A 22640-nucleotide genomic window follows, 5' to 3' on the forward strand; every position below is an offset into this window, starting at 1 on the left:
TGCAAAAAAATTAGTTTTTAAAAATCAATGTAAATGTAGTGTTTACGCCTACTTCAGAGCTTACCAGTAAATTTCCTCCGTGCTTTTTCATAATGTTTTTAGAAAGGCTTAAACCGATACCAGAACCATTTTTCTTTGTCGTATAAAAAGGTATAAATATCTGATTCATGATATTTTCTTCAATCCCTTTACCATTGTCAGAAACTATTAGTAAAGTTTTTTCCTGCTCAACAATACAGCTAATTTTTATTAAAGGATTGTTCACCCCTTCCAAAGCATGGATACTATTATTAATCAAGTTAATTAACACTTGTTCAATTAATTTTCTGTCAATTCTGATTGTCGCATTGGCAGGAATCGGAAGAATTTTTATCTCAACCTTAGCCTCTTTTGCATTGTTAGACATCAATACAAATATTTCGGATAGAAATTGCTTGACATTAACAGGATGAAGTTTCGGAATAGGAACATTTGATATGGTCCGATAATCTTTCACAAAAACCAGAAGCCCATCAGATCTTTTTTTAATAGTTGATGCGGCCATATTAATATCGCGAATATCTTCATCATCAATGTCTTCCAAATTTATTGGGCCGCCGCCTTCTCCTTCTGTCATTGATTTTATGGTAGATGCCAAAGAGCTGACAGGGGTAAAAGAATTTAGCATTTCATGAGCCAAAATTCTGATCACATTGTGCCAGGCTTCAATTTCTTTTTGCTCAATTTCAGAACGGATATCCTGAAAAGCAATAATCAAATATGGCGCGTTAAGTAATTGTATTTCAATTACTTCTAAAGAAAGTTGTTTTCTGATTAGGTCATCCCCAAAATCTACAAGAGACTTACCACCGCCTGACAATTTCTTAACCTCCTTTTCAAACCAAGGTAGGTTTTTCGCTATCCTGTGCCAATATTTATGCTGAGGCTGTTGTAAAATATCACAGGCAGCTTTATTCAAAAACAAGAGTTCAGAATCGGCCTGTTCTTTAAACAAATCATCCTTTCTAATGGATATGATTCCAAGGTTAACATGTTCAAGGATGTATTTAAAATACTTGTATTGGGCCTCTTTCTCAATTTTATTTCGCTTAAATATTTTTATGATCAAATTAAAGTCGTCATATACTTTTGCAAAAGAGTCACCCTTTTTGGAAGGTGAAAAATATACTGAATAATCTTCTGTTTTTAAGGCATCAAGAAATTTTACCAAGGAATAATTTGTGTTGTTTACATAGCGAATTAAAAAATATACCTGCAACAGTATCATGAAGGCCATCCCTGCGCTACTAAACCAAATGTTTCGAACCAAAAAATAGGAAAACAGGACGCAAAATAATAGAATCACAAAGATTCTGGCGGTTACTTGTATGGTAAATCTTTTGATCAAATTCTTATAAATTAAATTTTTCTAAACGTCTATACAACGCAGCTCTGGTCAAGCCAAGTTCTTTAGCTGCCTTTGAAATATTCCCCTCATGTTTATCTAAAGCCTTTTCAACCAATAACTTCTCAATATCCTGAAGATTAAGGTTATCAAATTTCTCAATACCATCATTCGCAGCCGGTCTGCTGGATAAATTAAAATCTGTAATTCTTATCTCATGTCCGTCAGACATAATAACACCTCTTTCGATAGTGTGCTGCACTTCTCTTATGTTTCCAGGCCAATGATGCTCATCCAGTATTTTTAATGCATCTTCATTTATCTTTAAATGAGACTTGTGGTATTTCGTTCTGAAATTTTCTAAAAAATGATTTACAAACTCCTTAATGTCTTCAGGTCTTTGTCTAAGTGAGGGAATTTCTATTTCAACGGTGTTAATTCTAAACATGAGGTCTTGTCTGAATTTACCTTTTGACACCCATTCATTCAATGGCGCATTTGTAGCAAATAACAAACGTGCATTAAACGGCCTTTCTATTCCTTCCCCTAAGCGTGAAACTTTTTTGTCTTGCAATACGGTTAAAAGCTTAGACTGCAAATTATATGGAAGATTTCCGATTTCGTCTAAAAACAAGGTTCCGTTTTCTGCCAATTCAAACCTGCCAGGCTTGTCTTCATGCGCATCCGTGAAGGCTCCTTTTTTATGTCCAAACAATTCGCTTTCAAATAAGTTCTCTGATAAAGCGCCCAGATCAACATGTATAAAAGGGCCGTTTTTAACAGATGATCTTCTGTGAATCTCTCTTGCCAGGTGTTGTTTTCCGGTTCCGTTCTCACCTAAAATCAGCATATTGGCATCAGTCTGGCTCACCTTATCAACTACCTTCATGATTTTTTGCATGGCTGATGAACTGCCTATAACAGGGCCAAATTTTTGAGAAATATTTCCTTCTAATGCATCATTAGCGGATTCAAGCAAACTGACTTTCTGCTTGGTTTTGCTAAGTTCAAGTCCGGCGTTAATCGTTGCTAAAAATTTCTCGTTTGTCCATGGTTTTAAGATGAAATCAAATGCTCCTTCTTTTATGGCATCAACAGCTAACTCCACTTCTCCATAGGCCGTCATTAAAATTACAACCATCTGAGGTCTGATACCAATGATATGTTTTAACCAATACATCCCTTCTTTACCATCATTAAATCCTATGCGATAGTTCATGTCTAAAATGATCACATCTAAGGCCTCTGTCGAAAGTAATTGATTGAGTTCTTTGGGAGAATTTCTTGTAAGAATATTCGTAAAATGCTTCTTTAATAACAATTTAGCGGAAAGAAGAACGTCTTCGTCATCGTCAATAATTAAGATCGTTGCCTTTGATTTTGCCATTGGAAAATTAGAAATTTTAAATTTCATCTAAAGTACAAAATGTTCAATAACGGACAACTATATGTTCGAAAATGAACAGTTCTTAATTTTCTTAAAATATATAAAACATTGTATATAAGCATTTTATGATAAATAAAAATTGCGGCATAAGGATTGAACATTGTTATACGAACCCCAAAACAATGAATCATGATCAGCATATTAGTTAATATCGTAATCAGCATCATAAACATCCTTCAGGCGATTATTCTTTAAGCAAAGGATCCAAATCAAAAAACCCTCTAAATAAAATATTATGAAAACTATACTATATAACACCACAACGGAATCTCGAAATCACGAATTTCATTTACAGCTTAGAAACAGTAAAAGAGTTCAATGGTCAGCCTATAGAAATTATATTCATTAGGACACAAATTTTTAATAATGAGACAAATTGGTATGGATAAAAGGATTGAAAAAAAGAAGTGGACCAGAAAGAAAATAATGTATATCGCTGGTGCTGTACTTTTTATATTACTTATGTTTTTTGGTTTTAAATCATTTAACAAGAAAACATATAAAGTAAAGGCTTCAAGGTTAACTGTAAAAGAAGTTATTGAAGGGCCGTTTCAAGATATGATCTTAATAGAAGGTGATGTTGAATCAATAAATTTAGTATTGGTCAATACGCTTGAAGGTGGCTCAGTAAAAGAAATTTTTGTAGAAGATGGCGTTTTCGTTGAAAAAGGAACCCCTTTGCTTCAATTGAGTAACCCTTCTGCTACATTGGGATATCTCAATCAGGAAACTGCAATTATTGAGCAAATCAATAATCTTAGAAACTTGAGGTTATCCTTAGAAAAGAACCAAAGGAATTTAGATGAAGCCCTTATCGATTCTGAAAACAAACTTTCTCAAACCACGCGAAGGTATAAAACCGATTCTGTTCTGTATGCAAAAGATGTCATCGCGAAAAATGACTATATCGATGTCAGGGAGAGTTACAAATACGAAAAAGAAAAAAGAAACTTACTCAGTAATAACGTCAAAAAAAGTAGTCAGGATAATAAAGTTCAGATTCAGCAAATCAATCAATCTATCAACATGATGCAACGCAATCTTGAAATGATCCATGAAAACATTGAAAAAATGCTGGTTAAGGCACCGGTAAGTGGTATGCTTTCGTCATTTAATACTGTTATTGGTGAAACATATGGTCGTAATGAAACGGTTGCAAAAATTGATGTCCAAAGCGGGTTCAAAATTAAAGGTCAGGTTGACGAGTACTATTTAAGCTCAGTAAAACCAGGTCAATTAGCTAGATTTTCTTTTAACGGCCAATTGATAGATCTTAAAGTTAAGAAAGTAATTCCTGAAGTGATTAACAGAAGGTTTGAGATAGAGCTCATATTTGTTAATGACATCCCTGAAGATATAACCATAGGGCAATCTTTACAGGTCAGGCTCGAACTTTCAAAGGCACAAGAGTCTTTAATGATCTCAAGAGGAAACTATTTTCAGGCCTCAGGCGGGCAATATGTCTTTGTGCTCGATGATCAAGGAGAAGCTCATAAACGCTATATCAAATTAGGGAATCAAAATCCAAGTTATTATCAGGTTCTCGACGGTTTGGTAAAAGGAGAAAAATTCATTTCTTCCTCTTATCAGGATTTTAAAAATTACGAAACAATAGAAATCAATTAAATCTAACAAAATGATCAAATTAGAAAATCTTAGCAAAGTATATCGAACTGAAGAAATTGAATCAACTGCACTTAACCAGGTTTCTTTTGAAATCGAAAAAGGAGAATTTGTTTCAGTAATGGGTCCTTCAGGTTGTGGAAAATCTACCCTTTTGAATATCATTGGAATGCTGGATAAACCTGAAAGTGGTAGTTATACATTTTTAGATAAAGAAGTCAGTGGCCTTAATGAAAAAGGCAGGTCAGCTGTTAGAAAAGAAAACATTGGTTTCATTTTCCAAAACTTTAATTTGATTGACGAACTAACAGTATTCGAAAATATCGAGCTTCCATTGATCTATAATAAAGTGAGTGCTTCTGAACGAAAAGAAAGAGTGAATAAACTTATTGAAAAAATTGGGATTTCACATCGTTCTTCACATTTTCCTCAACAACTATCAGGTGGACAGCAACAAAGAGTTGCAGTGGCCAGAGCCTTAGTTACCAGACCTCCGCTAATCTTAGCAGATGAGCCTACAGGGAATCTTGATAGTTCTCATGGAAATGAAGTGATGGAATTATTATGTGAACTCAATGAGGCAGGAACTACCATTATCATGGTGACTCACTCCTCTCATGATGCCAGTTACTCTCAGAGAGTTATCAATCTTTTAGACGGTCAAGTTGTATCTGAAAAAAGATCTAAACTAAGTCAAGCCGCTGTTTAACCATAAATCTAATCAAATGCTTAAGAATTATTTTAAAGTCGCCTTTAGAAGCCTTAATAGAAATAGAGTCTATGCTTTTATCAATATTCTAGGACTTGCTCTTGGATTAACTGTCAGTATACTGGTTTTTATGTTTGTAAAAGATGAGACGAGTTATGATAAACATTGGTCAGGCTCAGAACTAATTTACAGAACCGGGATCAAGGCAGATATGATGGGTCAGAAAATGGATGCTCCGGTTTCACCAAGCCCGATGGCTCAGGCGTTGAGAACAGAATTTAACGCTGTTGAAGCCGCAACCAGGATCAATCCAGTTCGTCAAGAAATAATGATGCGCCATGAACAAACCAAAGTTTATATTCAAAAAGGAGTTTCGGTTGACAGCACTTTTTTCAGTGTATTTGATTACGATTTTGTGCATGGCGACCCAAAAACTGCCTTAAATGAACCAAATGCTATTGTACTGACAGAAGAAACGGCTAGTAAACTATTTGGTGATAAAAGTGCAATGGGAGGTGTAGTAAATTACGACAACCGACAAGATTATATTGTCAAAGGTATTGTCAAAGCACCTCGAGGGCATGCTCATTTCCAATTTGATATGTTCGTGGCTGACAATAGTATTAGGAATATCTGGATCAGTAACAATTACTTTACTTATGTAAAACTAAAAGAAAATGCAGATTTTGCTTCATTTGAATCTGAAATGAAAGAAAATTTCAATAAAAAAATTGAACCAAATGTCGAAGCTTTTCTTAAAGTTACAATGGAAGAATTCTTTGAAAGTGGCAATAGTTACGAATACCAATTACAGCCCTTAGAAAGCATTCATCTTTACTCGCATAAAGATTGGGAAATTCAACAAAATGGAAATATCATATATGTATATGTCTTTATAGGAATTGCATTACTCGTAATTCTAATAGCAGGGATAAACTTTATGAACCTTTCAACTGCCAGATCAGGAAAAAGAGCAAAAGAAGTTGGGGTAAGAAAAGTTTCAGGAGCCTCAAGAAATATGTTAATATTTCAATTTTTAACTGAATCTATTATCCAAAGTTTTCTAGCGCTGTTTCTGGCTTTTATTTTGGTAGAATTGTTTATACCAGGCTTTAATAATGTCATGGATACTAATTTATATTTATTCAACGATTACCTCGCACAAACAATAGGATTTAGTGTTTTGGTTACCATATGCTATGGGCTTTTTGCCGGAAGTTATCCAGCATTTTTCCTCTCAGGGTTCCAGCCAGTATCCGTTTTAAAAGGAGATTTAACAAAAACAAAAGGAGGGGCTTTACTCAGAAAATCTCTCGTAGTCACTCAGTTTGCCGCTTCAATTATTTTGATCATTGGTATGATTATTATCTTTCAACAAATCTCTTACCTACATAATAAGAATATTGGATTTGAAGGAGATCAGGTGCTTATCGTTCCTATTCAGACCGATCAAATGACTGAAAATTTTAGAAGCTATAAAGATATCTTTTTAAAAAACAGTGCCGTACATAGTATCTCCAGAGCCTCATATTTTCCTGGCGACACGCCAAATCAGAACATGTATGTTCTTGAAGGAACTGAAGAACAATTGCCGCTTTGGAACATGGAAGTCGATTTCGATTTCTTTAAAACGCTTGATGTGCAATTATCAGAGGGAAGATTCTTTGATATAGAAAAAGACAATGATTCGATTCCATCATATATTTTAAATGAGACAGCCATTAGGAACTTAAATCTCGAAAACGCAGTTGGAAAAAGAATGGGAAATTATTTTAACCAGCAAGGAGATCTCAGATATGGAAACATAGTAGGAATTGTAAAAGATTTTCATATTGAAGGGTTCGATCAGCCGATAAGACCAATGATTCTTTCGATAAGCAATAACGTTTGGTTTACAGCATTTAAAATTTCACCAGATAATATGAACACTACAATTGCTTTTATTGAAGAAGAGTGGAATAAACTAGAACCATCTCATCCTTTCCGATATACTTTTTTGGATGAGAAATTCGGATCCATGTTCAAACAACAGGAAAACTTTGGTACCATGTTTCTATATCTAACCATATTGGCTATTATCATTTCATCAATGGGATTATATGGCTTGGCATCTTATACTGCCGAACAAAGAACAAAAGAGATAGGTGTAAGGAAAGTTTTAGGAGCCTCTGTAGGGCAAATCATGAATATGCTTAATAAAGATTTTATAAAACTTGTATTGATTGCAAACATTTTTGCCTGGCCAATAACGTTTCTTTTGGCTAAAAACTGGCTGTCAAATTTTTCGTATCAAATTGATATGCCAATTTTACCTTATCTGTTTGCTACTTTAATTGCCTTAATCATTGCATTGCTCACTGTTAGTACTCAATCATATATTGCTGCTAACTCTGACCCTGTTGATGCATTGAAATACGAATAACAAATACAATCAATTCAAAATTAATTAGTGTCTAATCGAAAAAATGATCAAGTTAAAGCTTGATCATTTTTTATTATATCCGGAAAGAGAGGAATTTTTATTTGGTATATTTCACTTTAGGTTGACATGTGATGTAATTTTACACAAAAAATTGATTTGGATTATCGAGATTTGTAATCCCATAAGGTATTTTGAATTGCAGTAGATTCACCATCTTATTATACTATTAAAATGATCAAAAACGACTTCAATAAATGCGTTGGACATTAAAAGACAAGCCTGATTCGAATATAACAGAACATCTATCCAAAACTCTTGGAATTGATTTAGTTTTGAGTAGCATTCTGGCCCAGAGAGGTATAGAAAATTTTGACAAGGCTAAATATTTTTTTAGACCCTCCTTGCAAGCGCTTCACGATCCTTTTTTGATGCAGGATATGAAAATTGCGGTTGAGAGAATCATAGAAGCGATAAACCAAAACGAGTACATTATGATCTATGGAGATTATGATGTTGACGGCACTACTGCGGTCTCCCTTGTCTTCGGATATTTAAATTCGAAATATGAAAATATTACAACTTATATTCCTGACCGATATAAAGAAGGGTATGGTATCTCTTACGACGGAATAGATTTTGCAGATGATAATGACATAAGTCTGATCATAGCTCTAGACTGTGGCATCAAAGCATTGGATAAAGTGGATTATGCTAAAGAAAAGGGTATTGATTTTATTATTTGTGATCATCACCGTCCTGGGGATGAACTTCCTAAGGCTATAGCAGTTCTTGATCCGAAGAGAGAAGATTGCTCATACCCATATGATGAATTATGTGGCTGTGGTATTGGTTTTAAACTCATTCAGGCTCTGGGGCGAGAATTTGGAGATACTATAGAAGAACTAATACCTTATCTTGATCTCGTGTCAACGGCTATTGCAGCAGATATCGTGCCGCTTACTGGCGAGAATAGGATTCTAAGTTATTACGGATTAAAGGTAATCAACGGCGAGCCTCGCCCAGGTATAAAGGCATTAATACATCAGATCAAAAAAGAAACATTAGACATTACAGATGTAGTATTTATTATCGCTCCAAGAATTAATGCCGCTGGCAGAATGAAACACGGCTCTTATGCTGTTGAACTGCTCACCGAGCAAGATTTTGACAAAGCCATGGAAATGGCAAAATCTATCGAATCTTATAATGCAGATAGAAAAGAGCTGGATAAAAGTATCACCAAAGAAGCTTTAGAGCAGATAAAGCACAATAAGGAAGAACAGTATTTCTCAACAGTTGTTTATGATGAAAACTGGCATAAAGGTGTTATTGGCATTGTAGCCTCCAGATTGATTGAACAATATTACAGGCCCACCTTGGTCTTTACCAAAAGTGGTGATAAATTAGCTGCTTCAGCTCGTTCTGTGAGAGGTTTTGACGTGTACAATGCCTTGGGTGAATGCAAAGACCTGATAGAGCAATTTGGGGGCCATAAATACGCAGCTGGCCTTACCCTTGATCCTGACAATTATAAATCTTTTAAAAAGAAATTCGAATCAGTCGTTGAACAAAGTATTCCTGCAGCATTACGTGAACGACAAATCATTATTGATTCAGCAATTTATTTGTCTGATATAAATGCTAAATTTTTTAGAATCTTACAACAATTAGGGCCTTTCGGACCACTTAATATGAAACCCGTTTTTATGGCTGTAGGCCTAAGAGATAATGGATATGGCAAAAGAATAGGCGCTGATGGTGATCATCTAAAACTTCAAATCATATCAGGCACCGATCAAAAAACGTATAATGCAATTGGATTTGGTTTAGGGGATAAAATTGATTTGGTTTCAAATGGTGATCCATTCAAAGCCGTGTTTACCATCGAAGAAAATCACTGGAATGGGATTACAAGTCTGCAGCTAAATCTGAAAGACTTAAAACTGGAAGGCTAATCAATTACCACTTGACGTCTTTAAGATTTTTTATGGTTTGAGACGGATCATTACTGTTGAACACAAAACTACCCGCCACTAATGCTGTAGCCCCTGCTTCCAAAAGTTTTGGAGCATTTTTATCATTCACGCCACCATCGATTTCAATAACAGCTTTTGAACCTGACCAATCAATCAATTCTTTTAATTGAGCGATCTTTTTATACGTATTTTCAATAAAGCTTTGACCACCAAACCCAGGATTTACACTCATAAGCAATACCAAATCTAAATCTTCAATAATATCTTCAAGTACAGCCACCGGAGTGTGGGGATTCAGCGATACGCCTGCCTGCATTCCTTCTTGTTTTATGGCCTGCACTGTTCTATGCAAATGCTTGCATGCCTCATAATGCACCGTTAAAATATCAGCCCCTGCCTTCTTAAAATCTTTGATAAATCTATCTGGTTCAACAATCATCAAATGTACATCCATTGTTTTCTCTGCATGTTTGCTAATTGCCGAAATGACTGGCATTCCAAAAGAAATATTTGGAACAAAAACCCCGTCCATTACATCAATATGAAACCAATCGGCTTCACTTTGATTAACCATTTCAATATCTCTTTGCAAATTGGCAAAATCAGCTGCCAGAATAGAAGGTGCTATGATGTGCGACATAAAATTTAATTTATTGCAAAACTAACACAAAAAATAAAAAGCCCGCGATTAATCGCAGGCTTTTTAAAAATCTATTTGTTTCAAATTTTAACCAAGATAGGTTCTAAGTATCTTGCTCCTCGAGGTATGCTTTAATCTTCTAATCGCTTTTTCCTTTATTTGTCTCACTCTTTCACGAGTTAAGTCAAAAGTTTCACCAATTTCTTCAAGCGTCATTGGATGTGCATCACCTAAACCAAAGTAAAGTTTTACCACATCAGCTTCTCTTGGAGTTAGGGTTTCTAAGGCTCTTAAGATTTCTACTTTCAGTGATTCGTGCAATAAACTTTTATCCGGATTTGGTGATTCTCCAGAGTTCAATACATCATATAAATTAGAATCTTCTCCTTCAATAAGAGGTGCATCCATAGATACGTGTCTCCCTGAATTCTTCATTGATTCCTTAACATCGCTAACGGTCATGTCTAATTCCTTAGCAATTTCTTCAGCAGAAGGTGGACGTTCATTTTCTTGTTCCAATCGAGCAAAAGTCTTATTGATCTTATTGATTGAACCAATCTTATTCAACGGTAGTCTTACAATTCTCGATTGCTCCGCCAAAGCTTGTAATATAGATTGTCTAATCCACCAAACAGCGTATGATATAAATTTAAATCCTCTGGTCTCATCAAATCTTTTTGCTGCTTTGATCAATCCTAAATTTCCTTCATTTATCAAATCCGGTAAAGTAAGGCCTTGATTCTGGTATTGTTTAGCCACAGAAACAACAAACCTTAAATTCGCTTTGGTTAATTTCTCCAACGCTATCTGATCTCCTTGTTTTATTTTTTGTGCCAATTCAACTTCCATGTCGGCTGTAATCAAATCAACCTTACCAATCTCTTGCAAATACTTGTCCAAAGAAGCAGTTTCACGATTCGTAACCTGCTTCGTTATTTTTAGTTGTCTCATTAAATAATTGGAGTTTTAGTTTAAAAAGTTTTGTCGTGTATTAGTTTATACGTACGAAATACGTTAAATGTTACAAAAGATCAAAAAAAAACCTCAAAAATTTAATTTTGAGGTTTTATATTTAATTATGAAAAAGAAAGTTTAGTCTCTTTTTCTATCGTCTCTGCGATTATCACGTCCGCGATTATCACGTCCACGATTATCACGTCCTCTATCATTTCTTTCTCTTGGTGGTCTTTCAACAAAACCTTCTGGTTTTGGTAAAATTGCCTTACGAGATACTTTTTCTTTACGCGTTCTTGGATCTTGTCCAAAATACTTCACATCAAAAACGTCTCCCATATTCACAACGTCAGAAACATTTTCTGTACGTTCCCAAGCCAATTCACTTACGTGCAATAAAACCTCGTTTCCTGGAGCATCCATATATTCTACAACAGCACCAAAATCAAGCATTTTAATAACTTTTACTTCGTAAACGCTACCAACAGTTGGTTTGAATAATAAAGAATCTATTTTTGCCATAACTGCATCAATTCCAGCGCTACCTACACCTAAAATTTCAACAATACCTTCTTCAGTTACTGGATCCTCGTTAATAACGATTGTTGTCTCAGTTTCTTTTTGCATTTCTTGGATTACTTTTCCTCCAGGTCCAATTAAAGCACCAATAAATTCATTAGGAACTCTACGTGTAACCATTGTTGGAGCATGCTCTTTAACTTCAGTATTAGGAGCAGAAATAGTATCTGTGATTTTACCTAAAATATGTAAACGACCTTCACGAGCTTGTTTTAGCGCATTTACTAAAATCTCATATGATAAGCCTTTAATTTTAATGTCCATTTGACAAGCAGTAATTCCTTCAGAAGTCCCAGTTACTTTAAAGTCCATATCACCTAAATGATCTTCATCACCTAAAATATCAGATAAAACCGCATAACGATCACCATCAGAAATTAATCCCATAGCAATACCAGAAACAGGACGTTTCATTTGCACCCCAGCATCCATTAATGCCATTGTACCAGCACAAACCGTTGCCATAGAAGAAGAACCGTTAGATTCTAACACTTCAGATACAACACGCACTGTATAAGGGCAATCGTCAGGAATCATTCCTTTTAATCCACGTTGCGCTAAGTTACCATGACCAACTTCTCTTCTAGAAGTTCCTCTTAATGGTCTAGCTTCACCTGTACAAAAAGGAGGGAAGTTATAATGTAAATAGAAATTTTCTTCGCCTTCATGAGATGGCATATCTATTTTGTTTGCATCTCTAGAGGTACCTAAGGTAACTGTTGCTAGAGCTTGTGTTTCTCCACGCGTAAAAATTGAAGAACCATGTGTAGATGGTAAATAATCAACCTCACACCAAATTGGTCTGATTTCATCAGTTTGTCTTCCGTCTAAACGCAAACCTTCGCTCAATGTTAATTCACGAACGGCCTCTTTTTCAGCTTTTCTGTAGTAACCTCCAACAAGGTGACCAAACTCTTCCATCTCCTCTTCAGTAAAAGATGCTTTCACTTCTTCTTTTACTTCTGCAAATGCATTACTACGCTCTACTTTAGAAGTTCCCTTCTTAGCAATAGCATAACATTTATCGTAAGCTAAATCGTGTATTCTTTTTTGTAAATCTTCATTTTCTTCAGCAGTATCATACTCGCGAACTTCTTTTTTACCAAAAGCTTCTGCTAAACGTAATTGAGCAGCAATTTGAACTTTAATAGCTTCGTGAGCAAATTTGATAGCATCAGCCATTTCTTCTTCAGAAATTTCATCCATCTCACCTTCAACCATCATTACTGAATCAGCTGAAGCGCCAATCATCATCTCTAAATCAGATTCTGCTAACTGTGTTCTTGTTGGGTTAATTACAAATTCACCATTAACACGACCAACTCTGGCTTCAGAAATGGCACATTCGAATGGGAAATCTGACAATTGAATAGCTGCAGATGCTGCTAAACCAGCCATAGCTTCAGGCATAACATCATCATCATGAGACATCAATTGAATCATCACTTGTGTTTCTGCTTGATAATCTTTCGGGAATAACGGACGTAAAACACGGTCTACTAAACGCATTGTTAAAACTTCACCGTCACTTGGTCTCGCTTCTCTTTTAAAGAAACCGCCTGGATAACGTCCTGCAGCAGCAAATTTCTCTCTGTAATCTACTGTTAATGGCAGAAAACCAAGATCTTTTTGTTCGTAATTGGAAACAACTGTACATAATAACATACATTTTCCTGATTGCACAACAACGCTTCCATGAGCTTGTTTTGCTAATTTTCCGGTTTCAATAGAAATTTCTCTACCGTCTCCTAGGTCAATGACCTCTCTAAAAACTTTTGGTTTCATAATTTTTCTTTAGAATTCACTTCATAGAAGCAAATAAATTAATTCATGGTTAAACTTGTAGTTGTGTTGTCATGCCTCTGAATTCGAGGTCATAGTTTGCCAATGAATTACTCTAGTTTCCATTTCTTTGTCTCAAAGAATGGGTTTTCGGAATTAGATAACGAAAGTAAACAACTTTTAGTCTAAATCCTAACAGTACTATAAAAGTAAAAATAAAAGAGAGGCATAATGCCTCTCTTCAATTTTATTTTCTTAAACCTAATTCTTTGACAATCGCACGATATCTTACAATATCCGTTTTTATCAAATAGTTTAAAAGATCTCTACGTTTTCCAACCAATTTCACCAACGATCTTTGAGTATTAAAATCTTTACGATTATTCTTCAAATGATCAGTTAAATGAGAAATTCGGTGAGTAAATAAAGCAATTTGTCCTTCTGAAGAACCAGTGTCTGTAGCAGATTTTCCGTGTTTTTCGAAAATCTCTTTCTTTTTTTCTGTACTTAAATACATGCTAACATTAAAGTTTAAATTAATAATTTTTATGTACTATTTATTAAATAGGCCGCAAAGATACTAATGTTTATTTGAATCGCAACATTTTAATTTAACATCTTTTTTTTCAGGCATTTAAACCCTTTTACTATTTCATAGTCTTACCATAATAAAAACCAATTAAGACAGTTATTATTAATATTGTTAATCCTATTATCCTATGAAAAATCAAATTTATCAGTACTTCAACAAAATCTTATACTTGGCCTTCGGCATACTTTTTATAACTGCAAGTTGCGACACTAATGATGGTATTTCGGATGCAGAGAGCTCTGCCCTAATTCAGAGTGAAGCCGCTGATGTTTTAGAAATTGAAAATATTGAAGAAAGTATCGATGATATGATAGAAAGTCTATCATTCGATCTGGATCAAGTTGATTTACTAAAAAATAACAACTCAAAATTGTTTGTTAATCCACATAAAATTCCTGAATGTGCAACTATTTCCGCAAGCATTAGCGACAATACCATTATGTTAACTTTAGATTTTGGAGCCGCATGTCAAACCGAATTTGAAAATGTTTTAGGAGGTAAGATACATATTCAAATAGTTCATAATGCCGATGAAGGAAAAATGATGATAGAACATACTTTTGAAGATTTCACTTTTAATGACAAGCAATTAGAGGGTACGGTAACAAAAGAAAGGAACAAAAGGGTCAAGGCTACACCTTCTTATTCAATTATTCATAAAGAATTAAAAATTACCTGGGAAAACGAATCCTTCAGCCTGATCAAGTCTGACCGAAAAAGAGAATGGATCGAAGGCTTTGACAATCAAGTTTGGTCGGATAATGTATATCTCATTACAGGAAATAGCAATATCACTCAGAAAAATGGAAAAACAAAAACCATATTAATTACCGAAGCTTTGAGACGTGAAGCTTTCTGTAAAAATATTGTTAGTGGAAAGCTCGAGATAACTAAAGATGGTGCATCATCAATACTTGATTATGGAGCAGGAGAATGTGATGACCTGGCTACCTTAACAATTGGAGGCATTGAAACAATAATTGAATTAAAAAGAAAACATAGGTAAAACAAGAGCAAATAAAAAAGCCTCCATTTTCAAGGAGGCTTTTTTATTTATAATTGATCCCACTACTTTCGTATAGGGTTATTTCCAATCAAATCAAGATATAAGTTTATCTCCTTTTTTAGGTCCTTTCTTGTTACAATCTTATCTAAAAAACCATGCTCCAATAGAAATTCGGAACGTTGAAATCCGTCAGGAAGATCTTTCCCGGTAGTATCTTTTACAACTCTTGGACCCGCAAACGCAATCAGCGCATTAGGTTCTGCGATATTAATATCTCCCAGCATCGCATAAGAAGCTGTGGTTCCTCCGGTTGTTGGATCTGTACACAATGAGATGTATGGAATTTTCGCTTCTGCCAATTGGGCTAATTTCGCTGATGTTTTAACCAGTTGCATCAATGATAGCGAAGCCTCTTGCATTCTTGCACCACCAGATTTTGAAATCATTAAAAACGGAATTTTGTTTTTAATAGAATAGTCAATCGCTCTGGCAATTTTTTCACCTACTACACTTCCCATTGAACCTCCAATAAAACTAAAGTCCATGGCAGCAATTACTAAGTTCTTACCTAGTGATTTTCCAACAGCCGTTCTTACTGCGTCGTGTAAATTGGTTTTCTTTTGTGCTTCTTTAACCCTATCAGTATACTTTTTCGTGTCAACAAATTTCAAAGGATCTTTTGAACTTAATTTAACATCAAGTTCCTTGAATTTATTGTTATCAAATAATATTTCAAAATATTCAGCACTACCAATTCGCACATGATAACCATCCTCCGGACTGACATATAAATGTGTCTTTAAATCATCCGAATCTATGATTTTACCACTTGGTGTTTTATACCATAACCCCTTTGGTGTGTCTTTCTTCTCATCAGTGGGAGTATGGATTCCCTTATTCTTTCTTTTAAACCAAGAACTCATATGTGTTTATTTTACATTGTCATTATAAAGACGACAAAGATTATAAAAATTAAGTTAATGTGACAAGTTAGAAAAAAAAACGGAGCACCTCTTTTAGAAAGTACTCCGTTTATTTATCTGTAATATTATAACGTATCTACGTTGTTAAGGTCTTTAAACGCTTGTTTGATTCTTTCTTTGAAAGTATCTTCTCCTTTTCTTACCCATACTCTTGGGTCATAGAATTTTTTATTAGGAGAATCTGCACCGTCAGGATTTCCAATTTGTCCTTGAAGATATTCAGATTTATCTGACATATAATCTCTAACTCCTGCCATATAAGCATATTGCAAGTCAGTATCAATATTCATTTTAATTACTCCATATCCAATTGCTTCTCTGATTTCTTCTAATGAAGAACCTGATCCACCGTGGAAAACAAAATCAACAGGATTCTTACCTGTGTTGTATTTCTTCTCAATATATTTTTGAGAATTATCAAGAATTTTTGGCGTAAGTTTCACATTTCCTGGCTTGTATACACCGTGCACATTTCCAAAAGAAGCAGCAACAGTAAAACGAGGACTTACTTTTAGTAATTCTTCATATGAATAAGCAACTTCCTCAGGCTGAGTATATAGTTTAGAAACATCAACATCAGTATTATCCACACCGTCTTCTTCACCACCTGTAATACCTAATTCAATTTCAAGCGTCATATCAATCTTGTCCATACGCTCAAGATATCTTTTACAGATATCAATATTTTCTTCAATTGGTTCTTCTGAAAGATCAATCATGTGTGAGCTAAACAATGGAACTCCATTTTCTTTATAAAATTCTTCACCAGCATCAAGTAGTCCATCAATCCAAGGAAGTAATTTCTTGGCACAATGGTCTGTATGTAGAATAACCGGCACATCATAAGCTTTAGCCATTACATGAACATGCTTTGCTCCTGCAATTGCACCAGCTACTGCTGCTTTCTGACCTTCGTTACTCAATCCTTTTCCTGCGTTAAAATGCGCTCCTCCATTTGAAAACTGAACGATTACCGGGGCGTTCAATTCTTTGGCCGCCTCAATAACTGCATTAATTGTACTTGAACTGATAACATTGGCAGCTGGCAATGCAAAACCTTTCTCTTTAGCTAATTGAAAGATCTCTTGTACCGTATCACCGGTGGCTACTCCTGATTTGATTTTTTGTGACATATTATTTGGTTTTTTTGTAAATAACTAGTCGTCAAAAGTACGAAATTCTAATGACTAGAAAGGATAATTTATTCCAATATTGTAGACGGCATTCCCAAAATTATAATTAACAAACCATCTATTGCCTGATGGTAAATAGGGCTCATAGGTTTTAAAACCAATGTCAAATCTGAATACTAAAAACCCAAAATCATACCGAAGACCAAATCCAGAGCCAACCGCAGTGTACTTTAAAGAACTTAAACTTGTGAATTTTCCTTCTTCTGTTATCAAGTTTGAATCTGTAATATCCCAAATGTTACCTGCATCAATAAACAACGCACTATTGAATTTATTTGTCAGCTTGAATCTGTATTCGATATTTCCTATGACTTTAAAAGTCCCTACTTTATATTCTAGATTATTCAATTCACCTCCTGGCCCCAAATCAAAAGTTCTCCAGGCTCTCATCTCATTACTACCTCCCGCACTATAACTTCTACTAAATGGTACATTTGAAGAATTTCCATAAGGAATCGCGGCACCCACAAAAGTCCTGAACACCAAAATGTTCTGATCTCTTAATTCCCAATATTTCTTATATTCAAATTCAACTTTAAAATATTGAGCAACAGGAACATCCAGAAAAGTCCGTTGACCGAATTCATTTTTATTTTGAAAAACAAGACTCGTAAACGTACCTGAAGAAACGACCCTGGTTGTAAAATGTGAAAAATTATTATCATTTACATTCTCGCGCGTATTGTAAATAAAGGAGTATCCTATTATGGGCACAAAAGAATCTTCTATCAAAATAGATCTCCTCTCGTCTACATCTGACACGGTATCATAATCATCCGGATATTCTTCTTCGTTTGTTGGATCGTCCAAGAACGTATCAATGAAACCAATAAAAAAGTCATTATTCCCCGCCTCATTATCAGGTAAACTTAAGCCATAAACCGACTCTGATACATCATTTAGTTTCTGATATTCTGAATCGTATATCGGGAAATAATTATCGATATTTTGGTTTTTTATATAAGAGGCATTAAAAAGATCAAACCTATGGCCTACTTTTTTCGAACTTTTCCAATTATAGGCCATCCCGGCAGTCGTTGTTTGCCTGTCAAGTCCCACGTTTTTTTGAAAACTTAAACTGGCATCAAAATTTGTTGTAGGCGCCATATATTTCGGGATGATATTCGATGTGTTAAACGGAAATAATATTCTGGGAAAACGCAAAGAAGCTCCTGTCAAAACCTCCCAGCCATTAAAAAAATTATCACTGTTAGAGGCATCATTCGCCAGATTGAAGAAAGAACCTTGAAAAGTCAGCTCCATAATTTCAGAGCCTTTGAACATGTTTCTGCCTAAAAAAGAAAATTTACCTAAAACCCCAAATGGTTTTATGTTAGAAGTTGTTGCATCCAGATCTACTGTAATGGCATATTTCTTAAGCGGATTCAGGTATATGTCAGCTGTAAGAGATTCATCTTCGTTTTCTAAATATGATATATCAACTGATGACGAAAATGTTCTAAGGTTTCTGATATAATTCTGAGTTTGTGCTTTTTCAGAATCCTTATATAGCCCGTCTGGCGTGATGAATAATGAATTAACCAAGTACTTTGGCTTAAACTTCATTTTATCAAAACTGTAAAAGTTATATCCGTTATAACTTGCTGAATCTTTGATTTTTTTACCCCTATTCTTTACAGAAAAGTCAGTATAAACATTGACTCTTTTAACAACTTGTGCTTTATACGGTTCTTTAATTAGGGTGTCATTTTTAGTGACGAGTCTGTTTGGAATTTTCAATAAAACATCCTTCTTATAAGTTTTTTTGATTGAATCCGTCCAGAAACCCATACTGTAATTAGTAAAATGATAAACTCCTGAATTTCGAAATAAAGTAACAAGTCTTGACTCTTCTTTTTCAAAATCCTCAAAAACAAATGGTTTTCCTTTTTTTATGAAGGAGTTTGCCCTGTTTTGAATATATAATGAATCTAAGACCGGAGATTCAATTTCTGTGCTAACAGAATCTACATAATATTGATTGTTGGTATTCACATTATAATCCACAGCCAGTTCCTTTTCTCCAACTTCTCTGGTTGAATAATCAACTTCAGCTTCGAAAAAACCTACGGAAATAAAATAATCTTTAAGGGTATTAGCAGAACTTCTAGCCTTTGAGTCATCAAAAATAACAGGAGATTCTCCCTTGTTCAAAAACCAATTATTCACGCTTTTTTTATTGTTATAAATAATAAAAGTCTGTTTTTTCGAAAAAATACTTTCGTAACGGTCATATTTTTTGGGATGATTCGCAATCCATTCATCAAATGTCATATCAAAATCAGGATCACCAAAATTGTAAAAATATAAGGAAAGTGGCATTCCTAAAGCCCTGCGATTAGGTTTCTGAGCCAGATAACTATCAATTTTTGGTTCTTTGTTCTTCTCTCCATTAATCAAGACAACATTTTCTTTGAGCAAATTTTCGTTTTCTTGAACATATTTAATACTATTGCATGACACCAATTGCATAAGTATCAATACTAATAACAGTATTTTGGTGAAAGAAGAAGGCAATAGCAGGGTTTTAATTTATTCAAAAGTAACACTATTTACATGTTAAGCAAAAATCAGTTAAAGTTTATACGGAGTTTGAAGAAAAAAAAGTTCCGACAGACACATCAATTGTTTTTAGCTGAAGGAATTAAAGTAGTTGAGGAACTTATAAAATCACCCTTTCTCGTTTATCAGCTATATGCTACTGAATCCTATTCAAATACCTTAAATGTTTTTGATATACAACTGATTAGTGATAAAGAACTGGGTTTGGTAAGCGATTTTTCAAGTCCAAATCAAATCCTTGGAATTTTTGAAATTCCCAAGTCCAAAGATTTGGTTAAAGAAGGAATAACGGTAGTACTTGATGAGATCAATGATCCGGGTAATTTAGGGACCATCATTCGATTATGTGACTGGTTTGGAGTTACGCAATTAGTTTGCTCAGAAAATACAGTTGACTGTTATAATCAGAAAGTGGTTCAGGCAAGTATGGGATCTCTAACCAGGGTGTCAGTTAATTATGTTGACTTGGTAACCTATTTAGCTAACGAAAAAAGAACTATTTATGGTACTTTTCTTAAGGGCGAAAACATTTATGCGAGTAAATTAGAAAAAAATGCTGTGATCGTTTTAGGAAATGAAGCAAATGGGATTTCAAAGGAAATAGAACAATTAGTTCATAAAAAAATTACAATCCCTCAGTTTGGTGAACAACAAAACACAGAAAGCCTTAACGTAGCGATGTCAACAGCCATCGTATTAAGCGAATTTAAACGATAATTAAAACTGATTGATCGTCTTTCTAATGGCTACAAGCTTGGTAAGCAAATCCTCTAAATAATCAAGTTTCAACATATTAGCACCATCAGATTTAGCTACTTTAGGGTCGTGATGTGTTTCAAGAAAAATTCCGTCTACACCCACGGCTATGCCAGCCTTAGCAATAGTTTCTATAAGTTCAGGTTTTCCTCCGGTAACGCCGCTGCTTTGATTTGGTTGTTGTAATGAATGTGTAATATCTAAAACAGTTGGAGCGTATTTTTGCATCGCTGGAATTCCTCTAAAATCAACGATCATATCCTGATACCCAAACATGGTTCCCCTATCAGTTATCATAGCCTTGTCATTACCAGAATCATATACTTTTCTCACCGCATGTTGCATTGCTTCTGGGCTCATGAATTGCCCTTTCTTCAGGTTAACTGTTTTTCCGGTATTCGCCGCTGCAACCACTAAATCGGTTTGTCTTACTAAAAAAGCCGGGATTTGAAGGATGTCAACATAAGCTGCTGCCATCAAAGCATCATTTTCCGTATGAATATCAGTAACTGTTGGAATGTTGAATTCTTTCGAAACCTTTCCAAGAATCTTTAACGCTTTTTCATCTCCAATTCCGGTAAAGCTATCTATTCTTGAACGATTTGCCTTTTTAAAGCTTCCCTTAAAGACATAAGGAATTTTTAGTTTATCTGTAATACCAACCACCCTTTCTGCAATTCTCATTGCCATTTCTTCACCTTCAATGGCGCAGGGCCCAGCAAGAAGAAAAAAATTATTTTCTGAAAGATGTTTTAAATTAGGTACTTGAGATAAATCCATGAATTAAAAGTTTTTGCAAAGATACATTTAAGTTGCTAATTCTTAAAAAATGGAGACGTCCCATTGGACTCGTACCATGTGATCTATATTGTCTTCTATAGTGAATTGGTTAAACTGCAGATATGAATAATCAATAGTCAGTTTGTTTTTGTGACCCTTGAAAAACCAATTTAACCCAAATGTATATTCATAATTATTGTTCCCTGAAATATCCGTGTCAGGATCATAAAAAGCTTGACGTGCAAACACCTCAAGCGGTTTTGGAAACTTATCAAAAAGATAATGAAAGAAATAACCTACTTGAAAATAATTTCCCATCAGAAGGGTTTCTTCAAGGTTAACTTTGTCATCTATATTTTTGAAATGCAATTCCTGATCAAAACTTAACCCTCTATATTTAAAGGCAGTTTCAAACATAAATTGATCTACTTTGTACTGTCCGTCAACTCCTGGTTCATAACCATATAACTGCCCACCTCCACTTGTTGAGAATCTGGTATATTTTGAGGTATTGGTAACTGCGGCAATCGCTACCGAACTGACGAATTTTTCATGGAACTTTAAATCAGATCCTGAAAAACCCAATTCCTTTCCGTTCGGGTTCCATTGTAGCCTCATCATATACATCAGGTTATCATCGTCTCCCACAGAACCTCCCCGGCCACTACCTGTCAATATTTCTGCCCAATAATTAAAATTAGCCGCTCCTCCGCCATCAAGGTTTCCATATAGAGAAACACCTTGTTGTCTGTCTATTGTAAATACCCTATTGATCAATGAACGCTCCAGACCGGTTTGTTTACCAGAGGAGATAATCCTTTCACGAGAATACCTTGCCTTCCATTGTCCAACTCGAAATTTTAAGTAAGATAGTTTTTCAATCTGAGCCCTGAAATCGAGTAAATTCCCACCCCTTACATCTTGTTCCAGATAAAAATTATATTCAGGTCTGCCTACATAGCCCCCGAATTTGATCCTGGCCCGACTAATCCCCATATTGATGTCGTCATCACTAAAATCGTCCTCATTCGTAGGAAAATTATTATGTGGGTAAGACGCTCGAAATTGACCTCTAAAATCAATGTAGAACATATATTTGTCTTGATCAAAGTGGAATTCAAATCCCTTCCCCTTTTTTAAATAAAAATCTTTTATCTCATCGGTTTTCTTTTCTTCTTCCTGTGAATAAGAATTAGCAAAGCAAAAAACACTAAAAACGACAATAATAACTATACGACGCATATTCAATTTA

General features: G+C 34.8%; 17 protein-coding genes. 6 read left to right on the forward strand and 11 right to left on the reverse strand.

Annotation, left to right across the window (positions count from 1 at the left end):
* Positions 1–10: 10 nt before the first annotated feature.
* Both QWY87_RS01310 and QWY87_RS01315 read right to left on the reverse strand, forming a co-directional pair.
* Positions 11–1387 (reverse strand): sensor histidine kinase, encoded by a 1377-nt coding sequence (locus tag QWY87_RS01310; RefSeq protein WP_290287547.1) that lies wholly within the window; start codon positions 1385–1387, stop codon positions 11–13.
* Between the two features lie 4 nt (positions 1388–1391).
* The gene (locus tag QWY87_RS01315) at positions 1392–2771 is read right to left on the reverse strand and encodes a sigma-54-dependent transcriptional regulator (RefSeq protein WP_290287548.1); all 1380 of its coding nucleotides are present in this window, start codon (positions 2769–2771) and stop codon (positions 1392–1394) included.
* A gap of 426 nt (positions 2772–3197) precedes the next feature.
* On the opposite strand from QWY87_RS01315, the gene QWY87_RS17885 reads away from it, so the two are divergent.
* From QWY87_RS17885 to recJ, 4 genes are all read left to right on the forward strand, one after another.
* Positions 3198–4457, forward strand: a complete 1260-nt coding sequence (locus QWY87_RS17885) for an efflux RND transporter periplasmic adaptor subunit (protein ID WP_290287550.1) — start codon at positions 3198–3200, stop codon at positions 4455–4457.
* Positions 4458–4467: 10 nt separating this feature from the next.
* The gene (locus QWY87_RS01325; RefSeq protein ID WP_290287551.1) at positions 4468–5163 is read left to right on the forward strand and encodes an ABC transporter ATP-binding protein; all 696 of its coding nucleotides are present in this window, start codon (positions 4468–4470) and stop codon (positions 5161–5163) included.
* A gap of 16 nt (positions 5164–5179) precedes the next feature.
* Positions 5180–7585 (forward strand): ABC transporter permease, encoded by a 2406-nt coding sequence (locus QWY87_RS01330; RefSeq protein WP_290287552.1) that lies wholly within the window; start codon positions 5180–5182, stop codon positions 7583–7585.
* A 254-nt stretch (positions 7586–7839) separates the two neighbouring features.
* Positions 7840–9540, forward strand: coding sequence for a single-stranded-DNA-specific exonuclease RecJ (recJ, locus tag QWY87_RS01335; RefSeq protein ID WP_290287553.1), 1701 nt, complete (start codon positions 7840–7842; stop codon positions 9538–9540).
* Between the two features lie 4 nt (positions 9541–9544).
* Here recJ and rpe read toward each other — a convergent pair whose 3' ends face one another.
* The 4 genes from rpe to rpsO form a co-directional block, all read right to left on the reverse strand.
* A complete protein-coding gene (gene rpe / locus QWY87_RS01340) occupies positions 9545–10201 on the reverse strand; it encodes a ribulose-phosphate 3-epimerase (RefSeq protein ID WP_290287554.1) in 657 nt (218 codons plus the stop codon).
* Between the two features lie 87 nt (positions 10202–10288).
* Positions 10289–11152: a sigma-70 family RNA polymerase sigma factor gene (locus QWY87_RS01345; protein WP_290287555.1), complete on the reverse strand. Its 864-nt coding sequence runs from the start codon at positions 11150–11152 to the stop codon at positions 10289–10291.
* Positions 11153–11293: 141 nt separating this feature from the next.
* Positions 11294–13519 carry a polyribonucleotide nucleotidyltransferase gene (locus tag QWY87_RS01350; protein ID WP_290287557.1) on the reverse strand — a complete coding sequence of 742 codons (2226 nt, stop codon included), beginning with the start codon at positions 13517–13519 and terminating at the stop codon, positions 11294–11296.
* Between the two features lie 244 nt (positions 13520–13763).
* The gene (gene rpsO, locus QWY87_RS01355) at positions 13764–14033 is read right to left on the reverse strand and encodes a 30S ribosomal protein S15 (protein ID WP_290287559.1); all 270 of its coding nucleotides are present in this window, start codon (positions 14031–14033) and stop codon (positions 13764–13766) included.
* Between the two features lie 202 nt (positions 14034–14235).
* Between rpsO and QWY87_RS01360 the strand changes: the two genes are divergently transcribed.
* Entirely contained in the window at positions 14236–15114 is an 879-nt protein-coding gene (locus QWY87_RS01360; protein ID WP_290287560.1) for a hypothetical protein, read from the forward strand.
* Positions 15115–15176: 62 nt separating this feature from the next.
* On the opposite strand, the gene accD is transcribed toward QWY87_RS01360, so the two are convergent.
* The 3 genes from accD to tamL form a co-directional block, all read right to left on the reverse strand.
* Positions 15177–16037 carry an acetyl-CoA carboxylase, carboxyltransferase subunit beta gene (gene accD / locus QWY87_RS01365; RefSeq protein ID WP_290287561.1) on the reverse strand — a complete coding sequence of 287 codons (861 nt, stop codon included), beginning with the start codon at positions 16035–16037 and terminating at the stop codon, positions 15177–15179.
* 125 nt (positions 16038–16162) lie between these two features.
* Entirely contained in the window at positions 16163–17230 is a 1068-nt protein-coding gene (fbaA, locus tag QWY87_RS01370) for a class II fructose-bisphosphate aldolase (protein ID WP_290287562.1), read from the reverse strand.
* Between the two features lie 54 nt (positions 17231–17284).
* On the reverse strand, positions 17285–19807 hold the full coding sequence (gene tamL, locus QWY87_RS01375) for a translocation and assembly module lipoprotein TamL (RefSeq protein WP_290287563.1): 2523 nt from the start codon (positions 19805–19807) through the stop codon (positions 17285–17287).
* Between the two features lie 39 nt (positions 19808–19846).
* Here tamL and QWY87_RS01380 point away from each other — a divergent pair, with 39 nt between their 5' ends.
* Complete coding sequence (locus QWY87_RS01380) at positions 19847–20569, forward strand: TrmH family RNA methyltransferase (RefSeq protein WP_290287564.1); 723 nt, start codon at positions 19847–19849, stop codon at positions 20567–20569.
* On the opposite strand, the gene kdsA is transcribed toward QWY87_RS01380, so the two are convergent.
* Together kdsA and QWY87_RS01390 are read right to left on the reverse strand one after the other, a co-directional pair.
* Positions 20570–21388 (reverse strand): 3-deoxy-8-phosphooctulonate synthase, encoded by an 819-nt coding sequence (gene kdsA / locus QWY87_RS01385; RefSeq protein ID WP_290287565.1) that lies wholly within the window; start codon positions 21386–21388, stop codon positions 20570–20572.
* A gap of 42 nt (positions 21389–21430) precedes the next feature.
* Positions 21431–22630, reverse strand: coding sequence for a porin (locus QWY87_RS01390; RefSeq protein ID WP_290287566.1), 1200 nt, complete (start codon positions 22628–22630; stop codon positions 21431–21433).
* Positions 22631–22640: the final 10 nt, after the last annotated feature.

It is taken from the genome of Lutimonas halocynthiae (assembly GCF_030409835.1).
GTDB classification, from domain to species: Bacteria; Bacteroidota; Bacteroidia; order Flavobacteriales; family Flavobacteriaceae; genus Lutimonas; species Lutimonas halocynthiae.